Origin of the sequence: Escherichia sp. WS1368, from assembly GCF_046487485.1 — a bacterium.
In the GTDB taxonomy this organism is placed as follows: Bacteria; Pseudomonadota; Gammaproteobacteria; order Enterobacterales; family Enterobacteriaceae; genus Escherichia; species Escherichia coli.
This window is the reverse complement of record NZ_JBJQJI010000010.1, coordinates 77,772-91,921: the sequence shown is the minus strand read 5'-3', so window position 1 is coordinate 91,921 and position 14,150 is coordinate 77,772. Positions and strand designations below refer to the sequence as shown.

The 14,150-nt window shown below is 53.3% G+C and carries 12 protein-coding genes; 6 read left to right on the top strand and 6 right to left on the bottom strand.

From position 1 onward, the window contains the following. Positions 1 to 10: 10 nt before the first annotated feature. Both ACJHYD_RS17125 and ACJHYD_RS17120 read left to right on the top strand, forming a co-directional pair. A complete protein-coding gene (locus tag ACJHYD_RS17125) occupies positions 11 to 322 on the top strand; it encodes a type II toxin-antitoxin system HigB family toxin (RefSeq protein WP_000547555.1) in 312 nt (103 codons plus the stop codon). Further along, positions 319 to 738: a type II toxin-antitoxin system HigA family antitoxin gene (locus tag ACJHYD_RS17120; protein ID WP_000126294.1), complete on the top strand. Its 420-nt coding sequence runs from the start codon at positions 319 to 321 to the stop codon at positions 736 to 738. The genes ACJHYD_RS17125 and ACJHYD_RS17120 overlap by 4 nt, the downstream gene beginning before the upstream one ends. A gap of 78 nt (positions 739 to 816) precedes the next feature. Here the strand turns inward: ACJHYD_RS17120 and ascB are convergent, their stop codons facing one another. Further along, positions 817 to 2,241 carry a 6-phospho-beta-glucosidase AscB gene (gene ascB, locus ACJHYD_RS17115; protein WP_000110355.1) on the bottom strand — a complete coding sequence of 475 codons (1,425 nt, stop codon included), beginning with the start codon at positions 2,239 to 2,241 and terminating at the stop codon, positions 817 to 819. Between the two features lie 8 nt (positions 2,242 to 2,249). Beyond that, positions 2,250 to 3,707 (bottom strand): PTS cellobiose/arbutin/salicin transporter subunit IIBC, encoded by a 1,458-nt coding sequence (gene ascF / locus ACJHYD_RS17110; protein WP_001107889.1) that lies wholly within the window; start codon positions 3,705 to 3,707, stop codon positions 2,250 to 2,252. 259 nt (positions 3,708 to 3,966) lie between these two features. Between ascF and ascG the strand changes: the two genes are divergently transcribed. The 3 genes from ascG to hypF all read left to right on the top strand — a co-directional run bounded on the left by ascG (position 3,967) and on the right by hypF (position 8,046). Beyond that, complete coding sequence (ascG, locus tag ACJHYD_RS17105; RefSeq protein WP_029130985.1) at positions 3,967 to 4,977, top strand: DNA-binding transcriptional regulator AscG; 1,011 nt, start codon at positions 3,967 to 3,969, stop codon at positions 4,975 to 4,977. A gap of 148 nt (positions 4,978 to 5,125) precedes the next feature. Continuing rightward, positions 5,126 to 5,653: an electron transport protein HydN gene (hydN, locus tag ACJHYD_RS17100; protein WP_001078777.1), complete on the top strand. Its 528-nt coding sequence runs from the start codon at positions 5,126 to 5,128 to the stop codon at positions 5,651 to 5,653. 152 nt (positions 5,654 to 5,805) lie between these two features. Further along, on the top strand, positions 5,806 to 8,046 hold the full coding sequence (gene hypF / locus ACJHYD_RS17095; RefSeq protein WP_001551540.1) for a carbamoyltransferase HypF: 2,241 nt from the start codon (positions 5,806 to 5,808) through the stop codon (positions 8,044 to 8,046). 77 nt (positions 8,047 to 8,123) lie between these two features. Here hypF and norW read toward each other — a convergent pair whose 3' ends face one another. Both norW and norV read right to left on the bottom strand, forming a co-directional pair. Further along, entirely contained in the window at positions 8,124 to 9,257 is a 1,134-nt protein-coding gene (gene norW / locus ACJHYD_RS17090; RefSeq protein WP_001551539.1) for an NADH:flavorubredoxin reductase NorW, read from the bottom strand. Beyond that, a complete protein-coding gene (gene norV, locus ACJHYD_RS17085) occupies positions 9,254 to 10,693 on the bottom strand; it encodes an anaerobic nitric oxide reductase flavorubredoxin (RefSeq protein WP_001551538.1) in 1,440 nt (479 codons plus the stop codon). The genes norW and norV overlap by 4 nt, the downstream gene beginning before the upstream one ends. Positions 10,694 to 10,879: 186 nt before the next feature. Here norV and norR point away from each other — a divergent pair, with 186 nt between their 5' ends. After that, a complete protein-coding gene (gene norR, locus ACJHYD_RS17080) occupies positions 10,880 to 12,394 on the top strand; it encodes a nitric oxide reductase transcriptional regulator NorR (protein ID WP_000010726.1) in 1,515 nt (504 codons plus the stop codon). On the opposite strand, the gene gutQ is transcribed toward norR, so the two are convergent. Both gutQ and srlR read right to left on the bottom strand, forming a co-directional pair. After that, on the bottom strand, positions 12,391 to 13,356 hold the full coding sequence (gutQ, locus tag ACJHYD_RS17075; protein WP_001287415.1) for an arabinose-5-phosphate isomerase GutQ: 966 nt from the start codon (positions 13,354 to 13,356) through the stop codon (positions 12,391 to 12,393). The two genes, norR and gutQ, sit on opposite strands and share 4 nt — an antisense overlap. Beyond that, positions 13,349 to 14,122, bottom strand: coding sequence for a glucitol operon DNA-binding transcriptional repressor SrlR (srlR, locus tag ACJHYD_RS17070; RefSeq protein WP_000804552.1), 774 nt, complete (start codon positions 14,120 to 14,122; stop codon positions 13,349 to 13,351). The genes gutQ and srlR overlap by 8 nt, the downstream gene beginning before the upstream one ends. Positions 14,123 to 14,150 lie beyond the last annotated feature (28 nt).

Here is a 14,150-nt window from a genome sequence, read left to right as displayed (position 1 = left end):
GGAAGTTAAAATGCACATCATTTCGAAAGCGCCATTTGAAGAGTGTGCGCGCAAATATCCTAACGACGCTCTGGCTCTACACTCATTGTATCGGGTTATTAAGGAAACGGATTTTTCTACACCAGAAGAAATGCGAACGGCGTTTCCTAACCTCGACAATTTTAAATATCGCAACAAATGGTACGTTCTGGATGTCGGCGGGAACAATCTTAGGGTTATTGCCTACATAAACTTTGTTAATAAGCGGTTCTTTGTGAAGCACATAACGAATCACGCAGAGTATGACAAACTGACACGTTACTACAGAGAGAACAAAGAATGACTGCTAATGCTGCACGCGCTGTTAAAGCAACAAGAGAACTGGTCAATGCAGTCCCCTTTCTGGGAGGCAGTGACTCAGAAGATGATTATCGTGAAGCACTGGAACTGGTCGAATATTTGATTGAAGAAGATGACACCAATCCACTTATCGACTTTCTGGCGAGCCGCATTGCAGAATATGAAAACAACAACGAAAAGTTTGCAGAGTTCGACAAAGCCGTTGCAGCAATGCCGGTTGGCGTGGCCTTACTTCGTACGCTGATTGATCAACATAATTTGACCTATGCGGATTTGAAGAACGAAATCGGCTCTAAATCTCTGGTCAGTCAGATTTTGTCTGGGCAACGATCCCTGACGATATCCCATATTAAGGCACTTTCAGCCCGATTTGGCGTTAAGCCGGAATGGTTTCTTTGATTTTGACTGATGCCAAACCCAAGATTGCCCGATGCGCAACGCTTATCGGGCTTTCCTGGTTCGTGCGACGGTAGTTACTTACTCTAAATCTTCACCATTACTGGCAATTACTTTTTTATACCACCAGAACGATTTCTTACGTGTGCGCGTCAGCGTGCCGTTGCCTACGTCGTCACGGTCTACGTAGACAAAACCGTAGCGTTTGCTCATTTCACCCGTAGAGGCGGAAACTAAATCAATACAGCCCCATGTGGTGTAGCCCATCAGCGGAATGCCATCTGCAATCGCTTCGCCCATTGCGCGGATATGTTCGCGTAAATAGCTGATGCGATAGTCATCGTTAATCTCACCATTGGCAGCAAATTCATCTTTTGCGCCGAGGCCGTTTTCCACCAGAAACAGTGGCTTCTGATAACGGTCGTACATCATATTCATGGTGATACGCAGACCGAGTGGATCAATACCCCAGCCCCAGTCGCTCACTTGCAGATACGGGTTACGCAGCGATTTCACTACGTTCGCCGCACTGCTATTGTTGGCGTTCATCTCCGCCGAGGCGCAGCGTGAGGCGTAATAGCTGAAAGAGACAAAATCGACGGTGTTTTTCAGGATCTCATCATCGCCCGGTGCTTTGTCGATGGTTACCCCTTTTTCGCGGAATACGCGGGCAGAGTAAGCCGGATACGCGCCCCGCGCCTGCACATCGATAAAAAACAGGTTTTCCCGATCTTTCTCCAGCGCCGCCCAGACATCTTCCGGCTTGCAACTGTAAGGGTAGAAGTTACCGCCCGCCAGCATACAGCCCACCTGATTTTGCGGGTTAACCTCATGGGCGATTTTGGTGGCTAATGCACTGGCAATCAGTTGGTGATGCGCAGCCTGATATTTCACCTGATCCTGATTTTCGCCTTCTTCAAACACCAGACCCGCGCCGGAGAACGGGCTATGCAACATAATGTTGATTTCATTGAAGGTTAGCCAGTATTTCACCAGACCATCAAATGCTTCAAAGCAGATTCTGGCGTAGCGGCTGAAAAACTCCACCAGCTTGCGGTTACGCCAGGAGCCATATTCGGTGACCAGATGCATCGGCACATCGAAGTGGCACAACGTGACCAGCGGTTCGATACCGTACTTTTTACACTCTTCAAAGACAGAACGGTAAAAAGCAATGCCCTGCTGGTTGGGCGTCAGTTCATCGCCCTGCGGGAAGAGGCGGCTCCAGGCAATTGAGGTACGGAACACTTTGAATCCCATCTCTGCCATCAGGGCGATATCTTCTTTATAACGATGATAAAAATCCGTCGCCTCATGGCTGGGATAAAACTCGTCATCGCGCAACTGAAAACGTTTTTCCAGCCCCAGTTTCACCGCCATTCGATGCTCGCCGTGTGGGATCATATCGACGGTGGTCAGCCCTTTGCCACCTTCACGGTACGCACCTTCAGACTGGTTGGCGGCAAGCGCGCCGCCCCATAAAAAACCTTCTGGAAATACTGACATTTTCATCCTCAATTAAGACTTACTTCTTTGGCGACGGTCGGTTGTGCGCTCTGATGCTTTCGCGCCTCGGCAGTCGCTTCCTCAACAGGAATATCCTCAAAGCCGAGCAACAGTGTGAGGATAAACGACAGCACCACCGCCAGCGCCATGACCGCGAACACCCAGACGATGCTCATTGGATTCGCCGGATCGAAGAACTGCACGCTGGTAAATAGCCCCGGCGCTGCCATTGAGTGGCTGGCAAGCCCCGCCATACCGGCAACCGCGCCGCAAATAAAACCGCTGATAAGACTGGCGATAAGCGGACGTTTCAGGCGGATCGCCACGCCATATAACGCCGGTTCGGAAATCCCCGCCATAATGGCTGATGCCGCCGCAGCCAGCGCCGTCTGGCGCAGTTCCGGGTTTTTCGTTTTCCACGCCACCGCCAGTGATGAACCGCCCAGCGACAGGTTAGCGCCGATCTCTGACGGCATGACCATCCCTTCTTTGCCGGTTTCGGCAATGGTCTGAATGATGGTTGGCGTAAAGACGCGGTGCATCCCGGTCATTACCAGCAGAGGCCACAGCGCGCCCATAATGGCGACTGAAAGCCAGCCCAGATAACCATGAATGGTGTAAACCAGCGCCGAAATGGCGCTACCGATCCAGATACCAATCGGGCCAATCAGCAGAATTGCCAGCGGTGCGGCAATCAACACAATCAGCATTGGCTTGAGGAAGTTTTTAGTCACCGCCGGTGTAATGCTGTCCACCCAGCGTTCGATATATGACAGGCACCAGGTCATCACCAGCGCCGGGATCACCGTGTAGGTGTATTTCACCGCGGTGACCGGAATCAGGGCAAATTCGACATGTTCACCCTGGGCCGCTTTCGCCATTAATTCAATAAAACTCGGATGTACCAGCACACCCGCGATGGCAATCGCCAGCGACATATTGGTTTTAAATTTGATGGCGGCAGAAGCCGCGACCATCAGCGGCAGGAAGAAGAAAGCACCGTCACCAATCACATTCAGAATGGTTAAGGTCGGCGATCCTTTTGTCAGCACGCCGCTCATCTCGAGGATCATCGCCAGCAGTTTGACCATCGATCCGCCGATAATCGCCGGGATCAGCGGTGACATGGTGCCGATCAGCGCATCGAGGATCCCCGCACCAATGCGACGTAGCGTAAGTTTGGGTTTACCCACGGGCTGTGCGGGCTGCATATCTCCCGGCAGCAGGCTGACGACTTCCTGAAAGGCTTGTGAAACGGTATTGCCGATAATCACCTGGCACTGGTTGTCACTACGTACCACGCCGAGCACGCCGGAGATGGTTTTCAACGTCGGACTGTCGATAAGCTGGTCATCTTTGATAACAAAGCGCAAACGCGTCATACAGTGCGTGACTGCCGAGATGTTATCAACGCCGCCCAGTGCCGCTATCACCGAGCGTGCCAGCGCCGCATAATTTTTGGCCATCGGATTTTATCCTGTTATCAGTAGGGTAGATGTAGTTGTTATCAGTCGACGTGACGGAAAAATGCCGATGCTGAAACGGAATTAGGAAACCGGTTTCACAAAATCATGAATAGTTGTCACTAAATAAGCAAGAGAGTTAATTGTTCATTTTTTATATTTGTGAAACCGGTCACCTGAATATTTTTCCCGCCGATTGCGCAAGGACAATCGGCAAACGGTGCAGTACACTGCGTTGATTGCGTGTAAAGGGATGAAAATGATGACGACGATGCTGGAAGTGGCGAAGCGCGCCGGGGTTTCAAAAGCGACCGTTTCCCGCGTGCTTTCAGGTAATGGCTACGTCAGCCAGGAGACTAAAGATCGCGTGTTTCAGGCGGTAGAAGAGAGCGGTTACCGCCCAAACTTGCTGGCGCGCAATCTGTCGGCGAAGAGTACTCAGACGCTGGGGCTGGTCGTGACCAACACGCTTTACCACGGCATTTATTTTAGTGAATTACTCTTTCATGCCGCGCGAATGGCGGAAGAGAAAGGGCGACAGTTGCTATTGGCAGATGGTAAACACAGCGCCGAAGAAGAGCGCCAGGCGATTCAGTATCTGCTGGATTTGCGCTGCGACGCCATTATGATTTACCCGCGTTTTTTAAGCGTGGATGAGATTGATGACATCATTGACGCACACAGTCAGCCGATAATGGTGCTTAATCGCCGCCTGCGCAAAAACAGCAGCCATAGCGTCTGGTGCGATCATAAACAGACCAGCTTTAACGCCGTGGCAGAGTTGATAAACGCCGGACATCAGGAGATTGCTTTCCTTACCGGCTCGATGGATTCTCCCACCAGCATTGAACGTCTTGCCGGGTATAAAGACGCGCTGGCGCAGCATAGTATTGCGCTCAATGAAAAACTTATCGCTAACGGTAAATGGACGCCTGCCAGCGGGGCCGAAGGGGTAGAAACGTTGCTCGAACGTGGGGCTAAATTTAGCGCGTTAGTTGCCAGTAACGACGATATGGCGATAGGTGCGATGAAAGCGTTACACGAGCGCGGCGTAGCGGTGCCAGAGCAGGTGTCAGTTATCGGATTCGATGATATCGCCATTGCCCCCTATATCGTTCCGGCGCTCTCCAGCGTAAAAATTCCGGTGACTGAGATGATTCAGGAAATTATTGGACGGCTGATTTTTATGCTCGATGGTGGGGATTTCTCACCGCCGAAAACCTTCAGCGGAAAACTGATCCGCCGCGGCTCCCTCATTGCTCTTTCGCAATAAACATTGTCATCACATGTCATCGTCACTAGTGTCGATGACATCGTTTTTCCTGCATTACAGAATTTAATTTCTTTAAATAACAGTAAATTAAAAACTGGCATGATTTGTGAATGTATCGGCGCATTAACTGTCATTGCTGGAGAATTTGATGAACCGTTTCATCATTGCTGACGCGAGTAAATGTATTGGTTGCCGTACCTGTGAAGTGGCGTGCGTGGTTTCTCATCAGGAGAATCAGGACTGTGCATCGCTGACCCCGGAAACTTTTTTACCGCGAATCCATGTCATTAAAGGTGTGAACATTTCTACGGCAACAGTCTGCCGTCAGTGTGAAGATGCACCGTGCGCTAACGTCTGCCCAAATGGTGCTATCAGCCGTGATAAAGGGTTTGTTCATGTGATGCAGGAACGTTGCATTGGTTGCAAAACCTGCGTTGTGGCTTGCCCGTATGGCGCGATGGAAGTGGTGGTACGTCCGGTGATTCGCAACAGCGGCGCAGGGCTGAATGTACGGGCTGACAAAGCCGAAGCCAATAAATGCGACCTCTGTAACCATCGTGAAGACGGCCCGGCGTGTATGGCGGCTTGCCCGACCCATGCGCTGATTTGTGTCGATCGTAATAAACTTGAACAACTGAGCGCAGAAAAACGCCGCCGTACGGCGCTGATGTTCTAAAAATCTTACAGAACTGTTCTGGCATCAAAGGAATTCCCGGAAATATTCGTAGAATACGGAGCGGGCGGTATCGCCGACCTGTGATTGCCGGATACGACGCTGTCGTGTCCGGCAGGGCGGGTTACGCAATTCATGATGGCGGGAATAACTCAATGGCAAAAAACACATCTTGCGGTGTCCAACTGCGTATTCGTGGCAAAGTGCAGGGCGTCGGTTTTCGTCCGTTTGTCTGGCAGCTGGCACAGCAATTAAATCTTCACGGCGATGTCTGTAATGACGGCGATGGCGTAGAAGTCCGGCTGCTGGAAGACCCGGAAACGTTTCTTGTGCAGTTGCATCAGCACTGCCCGCCGCTGGCGCGTATTGATAGCGTCGAGCGTGAGCCGTTTATCTGGTCACAACTGCCCACCGAGTTCACTATACGCCAGAGCACAGGCGGCACCATGAATACGCAAATTGTTCCCGATGCCGCTACTTGCCCTGCCTGTCTTGCCGAAATGAATACCCCAGGCGAGCGGCGTTATCGTTATCCGTTTATCAACTGTACTCACTGTGGCCCGCGTTTCACCATTATTCGCGCCATGCCTTACGACCGCCCGTTTACCGTGATGGCGGCGTTTCCGTTGTGTCCGGCTTGTGACAAAGAGTACCGCGACCCGCTCGATCGTCGCTTCCACGCCCAGCCGGTGGCCTGCCCGGAGTGTGGCCCACATCTTGAATGGGTAAGTCATGGTGAACATGCGGAACAAGAGGCGGCATTACAGGCAGCTATCGCACAGTTAAAAATGGGCAACATTGTCGCCATCAAAGGGATTGGCGGATTTCATCTTGCCTGCGATGCACGTAACAGTAACGCGGTGGCGACACTTCGGGCGCGCAAACATCGCCCGGCGAAACCGCTGGCGGTCATGTTGCCAGTGGCAGAAGGTTTACCAGACGCTGCGCGCCAGTTGCTCACCACACCCGCCGCGCCGATTGTGCTGGTGGATAAAAAATACGTTCCTGAGCTTTGTGATGATATCGCCCCTGGCCTTAACGAAGTTGGGGTGATGTTGCCTGCGAATCCGCTTCAGCATTTGCTGTTACAGGAACTGCAATGTCCGCTGGTGATGACCTCCGGCAACCTGAGCGGTAAACCACCGGCTATCAGCAACGAACAGGCGCTGGCGGATTTGCAGGGCATTGCCGACGGATTCTTGCTACATAACCGCGACATCGTGCAGCGGATGGATGATTCGGTGGTGCGCGAAAGCGGCGAAATGCTGCGCCGTTCGCGGGGGTATGTGCCGGATGCGCTGGCTTTGCCTCCGGGCTTTAAAAATGTTCCGCCTGTGCTGTGTCTCGGCGCGGATCTGAAAAACACCTTCTGCCTGGTGCGCGGTGAACAAGCGGTGTTGAGTCAGCATCTGGGCGATTTAAGTGACGATGGCATCCAGATGCAGTGGCGCGAAGCGTTACGCCTGATGCAAAACATCTACGATTTCACTCCGCAATACGTTGTGCATGACGCGCATCCGGGCTATGTCTCCAGCCAGTGGGCACGCGAAATGAATCTGCCGACGCAAACGGTGCTGCATCATCATGCTCATGCGGCGGCGAGTCTGGCAGAGCATCAGTGGCCGCTGGATGGCGGTGATGTCATTGCGTTGACGCTCGACGGTATCGGTATGGGGGAGAACGGCGCTTTGTGGGGCGGCGAATGCCTGCGGGTGAACTATCGCGAATGTGAGCACCTGGGCGGCTTGCCTGCGGTGGCGCTTCCGGGGGGCGATTTGGCTGCAAAGCAGCCGTGGCGTAACCTGCTGGCGCAGTGCCTGCGCTTTGTGCCGGAGTGGCAGAATTACCCTGAAACGACAAGTGTGCAACAGCAAAACTGGAGCGTGCTGGCGCGGGCCATTGAGCGTGGAATTAACGCGCCGCTGGCGTCATCGTGTGGGCGTTTGTTCGATGCTGTGGCGGCGGCACTGGGCTGTGCGCCAGCCACGTTAAGTTATGAAGGTGAAGCGGCTTGTGCTCTGGAGGCGCTCGCAGCCTCATGCGACGGAGTGACGCATCCGGTGACGATGCCGCTGGTGGACAATCAACTGGATCTCGCCACTTTCTGGCAGCAGTGGCTGAACTGGCAGGCACCGGTTAATCAACGCGCGTGGGCGTTTCATGATGCGCTGGCGCAGGGTTTTGCCGCGTTGATGCGTGAGCAGGCCACGATGCGCGGTATCACTACGCTGGTATTTAGCGGTGGGGTTATTCATAACCGATTGCTGCGTACACGCCTGGCGCATTATCTCGCTGATTTCACATTACTCTTTCCGCAGAGTTTACCGGCGGGTGATGGCGGCTTGTCTCTGGGGCAGGGGGTTATTGCTGCGGCGCGCATCCTGCATGCTGCATAGTGGCGGATGTGGCGTAACTAAGCGTAAAAAGAGCGCGGACAGTCCCCTCGCCCTTTGGGCGAGGGAGAAAACCATGCCTACACCGGCAACGTTTTCAACAATCCAAACGCCTCTTTCATCCGATCCTCACTGACCACAAAGGCGCGAAGCTGGTCGGCATCATCAACACCGCGCGCCACCATTCCCTGGCGTTCGGTATTAATTTGCCAGCGTAAATCCTGACGCTGGGTTTCGCCTGCCAGATGCAGCGGTAATTCTGGCGTTTTGATTTTCACCAGCATCGCAGGGAGTTTCAGCGGCGTGTTATTGCCGAGAAGATTTTTTGCCAGCACCATCGCGCTAAGTTGAATCGGCTGGAGGAACGGCAATACCTGACCGTTAATTTCCGTGCAATCGCCCAGCGCATAAATATCGGCATTACTGGTTTGCAGATAACTATCGACGCAAACGCCGCGATTAATCGTCAGCCCGGCGCGTCGTGCCAGGGCGGTTTCCGGGCGCAGTCCGGTGGCGGCAATTACCGCATCCACTTCGATGCTGCGCTGGCGGTCCAGCGTTGCCAGAATGCCAGAATCCGTTTTTTCCAGCCCCTGCAACTGAGATTTTAACAGCAGATGAACGCCAATCTCCGTCAACCGATGCTGCAAGCGGCTGCTTACTTCCGGTGGCATTAACGATGCCAGAATACTGGCAGCGTTGTCGATTAGCGTGACCGCTTTGCCTGCACGACAAAAATCCATCGCCAGTTCGCTACCAATCAAGCCACCGCCAACAATCAATACGCGTCGGGCATCCCGCAGTTGCGTTTCACAGGCGCGATACTCTTGCTGACTATTTAATGTCAGCATTAACTCACGCCCAGGCACTGGCGGGACAAAGGCGCTGGCTCCGGTTGCCAGCACTAACTTGTCGTATTGCCACTGATTATTCTGACTTTTCACCACATGGGCTTCGGCATCGATATCCGTCACCCAGGTGTGCGGAAACAGGTGCAGATTAAACTGCTCGGCAAATTCACCCGCCGTCTGGCGGGTAAGGTCATCGGCACGTTGCCCCTGGCTGATAACATGGCTGAGATCCGGTTTGTTGTACTCATCCATGCTGTCGGCGGCAATCAGAGTTAATGGAATACTGGCGTCCTGTTTGCGAATATTTTTCACCAGTTGGCGGGCGGCGAAGCCCGAACCAATGATCACAATGCCGTTGCTCATTTTGCCTCCGATGCCAGTTCGTCAAAGACGTCTTTGCCGAGAGAGCATTCCGGGCACAGGAAGTTATCCGGGACTTCACTCCACGGCGTTCCTGGCGCAACGTCCTGCATTGGCTCGCCTTTTGCCGGATCGTAAATCCACTGGCAGACGCTGCACTGCATCCGTGGGCCGAGGTCAGCCGTCGTGTTGGCAGAGGTTTCTTCTTTAACCACCGTATTCACCGTGCTCTGCGGCAGCGGCGCGAGCGCCCACTGACGGGCGATTTCGCGACCGTGTTCACGGCATAACTCCAGAGCGTCCTGGTCCGGTCGCCATTTGGCTTTCAGGCTAAGCGACATTTCGAAACCTGCATCCTGCAGGCGTGTGGAAAGACGATCCACCGCACCGCCGCTCCAGCCGTGAGAGCCGAAAGCACTGGCGCGTTTGTTACGGAAGCGTAAACCAGTCATCTCCTCCACCAGCCCGGCGATTTTCGGCATCATCACATTATTCATCGTAGAAGTGCCGACCAGCACGCCTTTTGAGCGGAAGACATTGGTCAGGATTTCGTTTTTATCGCTTCGGGCGACGTTGAAAATTTTCACCGCCACGCGTGGGTCGGTTTCCGCAATACCCTGGGCGATAGCATCGGCCATCATGCGGGTATTATTCGACATGGTGTCGTAGAAAATGGTGATTCTGTCTTCCTGATAATCCGCCGCCCATTTCAGGTACAGCTCGACAATTTGCGTCGGGTTATCGCGCCATACCACGCCGTGAGAGGTCGCTATCATATCGACTGGTAAGTTAAAGCCCAGGATCTCGGTAATTTTCGGCGTTACCAGGCGGCTGAACGGCGTCAGGATATTGGCGTAGTAACGCTGGCACTGCTCGAAAAGCTCCGTCTGATCCACTTCATCGTTGAACAGATGCTCGTCGCAGTAGTGCTGACCGAAAGCATCGTTACTGAATAGCACCGCGTCGCCTGTCAGGTAAGTCATCATGCTGTCCGGCCAGTGCAGCATTGGCGTTTCGACAAAAATGAGCTGTTTGCCGTTGCCGATATCCAGTGTGTCGCCAGTTTTCACCACATTAAAATTCCACTCCGGATGATGGTGATGACCATTTATCGAGTCGATAGCGTTGGCAGTACAGTAAATCGGCGTATCGGGAATTTGCGCCATCAGTTCGGTCAGCGCCCCGGCGTGGTCCTCTTCAGCATGGTTAATCACGATGTAATCGATATCCGCCAGATCGATTTCATTACGCAGGTTCTGCACAAATTCGCGGCTGAATTTATGGTCAACGGTGTCGATCAGCACGTTTTTTTCTTCGCGGATGAGGTAGCTGTTGTAGCTGCTGCCGCGCAGCGTTTTATATTCCGTGCCGTGAAAATCACGCACTTCCCAGTCACGTTGACCAACCCAATGAATGTTATTTTTCACCACAATAGACATAGCAACCTCAATTTATTCAGCGTGTTCTAAAAAGATGTCTTGCTAATTGCAGATTGCGTGCCAGTTTTTTATCTGATTGTTTTTACTCTATAAATAAAATTATGCTCATTAATGAGTAGTCAAAATGACTATCAATCAAATGGTCGATATGACAATATCTATAGTCAAATTGACAGTGAGGCAAAGATGAGTTTTTCCGTTGATGTGCTGGCGAATATCGCCATCGAATTGCAGCGTGGGATTGGTCATCAGGATCGTTTTCAGCGCCTGATCACCACGCTGCGTCAGGTGCTGGAGTGTGATGCCTCTGCGTTGCTACGTTATGACTCGCGGCAGTTTATTCCGCTTGCCATCGACGGGCTGGCGAAGGATGTACTCGGTAGACGCTTTGCGCTGGAAGGGCATCCACGGCTGGAAGCGATTGCCCGCGCCGGGGACGTGGTGCGCTTTCCCGCAGACAGCGAATTGCCCGATCCCTATGACGGTTTGATTCCCGGGCAGGAGAGTCTGAAGGTTCACGCCTGCGTTGGTCTGCCATTGTTTGCCGGACAAAACCTGATCGGCGCATTGACGCTCGACGGGATGCAGCCCGATCAGTTCGATGTTTTCAGTGACGAAGAGTTACGGCTGATTGCCGCGCTGGCGGCGGGAGCGTTAAGCAATGCGTTGCTGATTGAACAACTGGAAAGTCAGAATATGCTGCCAGGCGATGCCGCGCCGTTTGAAGCAGTGAAACAGACGCAGATGATCGGTCTGTCGCCAGGTATGACGCAATTGAAAAAAGAGATTGAGATTGTGGCGGCGTCCGATCTCAACGTCCTGATCAGCGGTGAGACGGGAACCGGTAAGGAGCTGGTGGCGAAAGCGATTCATGAAGCCTCGCCACGGGCGGTGAATCCGCTGGTCTATCTCAACTGTGCCGCACTGCCGGAAAGTGTGGCGGAAAGTGAACTGTTCGGGCATGTGAAAGGAGCGTTTACTGGCGCTATCAGTAACCGCAGCGGGAAGTTTGAAATGGCGGATAACGGCACGCTGTTTCTCGATGAGATCGGCGAGTTGTCGTTGGCATTGCAGGCCAAGCTGCTGCGGGTGTTGCAGTATGGCGATATTCAGCGCGTTGGCGATGACCGCAGTTTGCGGGTCGATGTGCGCGTGCTGGCGGCGACTAACCGTGACTTACGCGAAGAGGTACTGGCAGGGCGATTTCGCGCTGACTTGTTCCACCGCCTGAGCGTGTTTCCACTTTCAGTGCCGCCGCTGCGTGAGCGGGGCGATGATGTCATTCTGCTGGCGGGGTATTTCTGCGAGCAGTGTCGTTTGCGGCTGGGGCTCTCCCGCGTGGTATTAAGTGCCGGAGCGCGAAATTTACTGCAACACTACAATTTTCCGGGGAACGTTCGTGAACTGGAACATGCTATTCATCGGGCGGTAGTGCTGGCGAGAGCAACCCGCAGCGGCGATGAAGTGATTCTTGAGGCGCAACATTTTGCTTTTCCTGAGGTGACGTTGCCGCCGCCAGAAGTGGCGGCGGTGCCCGTTGTTAAGCAAAACCTGCGTGAAGCGACAGAAGCGTTCCAGCGTGAAACCATTCGTCAGGCGCTGGCGCAAAATCATCACAACTGGGCCGCCTGTGCGCGGATGCTGGAAACCGACGTCGCCAACCTGCATCGGCTGGCGAAACGTCTGGGGCTGAAGGATTAAATAATCCCGGCCTGATAGAAATCCTGCAGGTTAATTGCGCCGGTGAGTTTGCCGTTTTCATCCACCACCGGTGCGGCAGTGATTTTGCGCTTCATCAGGATCTCTTTGGCGTCGATGGCACGGCTTTGCGCCTGTAATGTGGTGCCGCCTGTCGTCATCGCTTCATTAACTGGCGTGGTGAGTGCGCCGCCGCCAACCAGCCAGCGACGTAAATCACCGTCGGTAAAGACGCCTTGTACCTGTTGTTGAGCGTCACATACCGCCACCAGCCCCAGACCAGTGCGGCTAAGTTCCAGCATCGCGTCCATCACGCTGGCGGTTAACGCCACCTGCGGGATGGCATCGTCACGACGCATAAGATGATGCACTTTGTTCAGCAAGCGAGCGCCCAGCGCACCGGCTGGATGTGAACGGGCAAAATCTTCTTCATTAAAACCGCGCGCCTGCATGACTGCCATCGCCAGCGCGTCGCCCATCATCAGGGTATTTACAGTGCTGGAAGTCGGCGCAAGGTGCATCGGGCAGGCTTCGCGTTCTACGGAAATATCCAGCACCGCTTTCGCCGCCAGGCCCAGCGGTGACGTCGGTTTGCCGGTCATCGCCAGCAGCGCGATAGATTTATCTTCCAGACGCGGAATAATCAGATCCAGTTCCTTCGCGCCACCGGAGTAAGAGATAAACAGCATCACATCGCGGCTTTCGATCATCCCCAGGTCGCCGTGCAATGCCTCTGCCGGATGGACAAAAAAGGCAGGAGTGCCGGTGCTGGCAAGCGTTGCGGCGATTTTCTTACCAATGTGGCCCGATTTGCCAATTCCCGAAACCACCACTTTACCTTCGCAGTGCAGGATGATATTGGCGGCGCGAACAAAATCATCGCCCAGACGTTCCGGTAAACGGCTTGCTTCCTGTAACTCCAGCATTAACGTCTGACGTCCCGCGTTCAGTAGTGCTTCACTCATTGCTCTCTCCGGTTATGATCACATCGATCCCTTTCTTTTCCAGCGCCTGACGAAACGCCGGATCGATACCTGCGTCGGTAATTAGCTTATCGACGCTTTCAAGACTGCAAACTACGTTGGGGCTTTTACGGCCAAACTTTGATGAGTCTGCCATCAAAATCACTTCGCGCGCGGCATTGCACATTGCCTTACTGACGGTATAAACCTCGTTGAACGTGGTTACGCCCGCATTGAGATCGATGCCGTCGGTGCCCATAAACAATTTATCGAAGGTGAAATGCTCGAAGGCATTCTCTGCCAGTTGCCCGTGAAATGAGGCCGATTTTTTACGAAATGTTCCGCCTGGCATCAGGATAGTTTGTTCGTTATCCAGTTCGGATAGCGCATTGACGATATGCAGGCTGTTGGTCATCACTGTGATGTTATTAAAGCGCGAGAGCAGGGGAACCATCTGCAAAACGGTACTGCCAGCATCAAGAATGATCGAATCGCCATCATGGATAAAACTAACGGCAGCTTCTGCAATCAGCTCTTTCTTGTGGGTGTTGATGAGAGTTTTATGATCGATAGGCGGATCGGATTCCTCTTTATTCAACACCACTCCGCCATAAGTACGAATGACGGTTCCGGCATGTTCCAGAATGACCAGATCTTTGCGGATGGTTGTGCCTGTGGTGTCAAAGTATTGCGCCAATTCTTCAACCGAGCATTTACCCTGCTTTTGCAGATACTCCAGAATGGCGGCCTGACGCTGACGAGGTTTCATGGGCGTGATTACCTGATTTAGGTTTCAA

Coding starts and splice junctions, on each gene's coding strand:
- ACJHYD_RS17125 (WP_000547555.1), top strand. CDS start 11: ATGCACATCATTTCGAAAGCGCCATTTGAAGAGTGTGCGCGCAAATAT.
- ascG (WP_029130985.1), top strand. CDS start 3,967: ATGACGACGATGCTGGAAGTGGCGAAGCGCGCCGGGGTTTCAAAAGCG.
- ACJHYD_RS17120 (WP_000126294.1), top strand. CDS start 319: ATGACTGCTAATGCTGCACGCGCTGTTAAAGCAACAAGAGAACTGGTC.
- hypF (WP_001551540.1), top strand. CDS start 5,806: ATGGCAAAAAACACATCTTGCGGTGTCCAACTGCGTATTCGTGGCAAA.
- norR (WP_000010726.1), top strand. CDS start 10,880: ATGAGTTTTTCCGTTGATGTGCTGGCGAATATCGCCATCGAATTGCAG.
- ascB (WP_000110355.1), bottom strand. CDS start 2,241: ATGTCAGTATTTCCAGAAGGTTTTTTATGGGGCGGCGCGCTTGCCGCC.
- hydN (WP_001078777.1), top strand. CDS start 5,126: ATGAACCGTTTCATCATTGCTGACGCGAGTAAATGTATTGGTTGCCGT.
- gutQ (WP_001287415.1), bottom strand. CDS start 13,356: ATGAGTGAAGCACTACTGAACGCGGGACGTCAGACGTTAATGCTGGAG.
- norW (WP_001551539.1), bottom strand. CDS start 9,257: ATGAGCAACGGCATTGTGATCATTGGTTCGGGCTTCGCCGCCCGCCAA.
- norV (WP_001551538.1), bottom strand. CDS start 10,693: ATGTCTATTGTGGTGAAAAATAACATTCATTGGGTTGGTCAACGTGAC.
- ascF (WP_001107889.1), bottom strand. CDS start 3,707: ATGGCCAAAAATTATGCGGCGCTGGCACGCTCGGTGATAGCGGCACTG.
- srlR (WP_000804552.1), bottom strand. CDS start 14,122: ATGAAACCTCGTCAGCGTCAGGCCGCCATTCTGGAGTATCTGCAAAAG.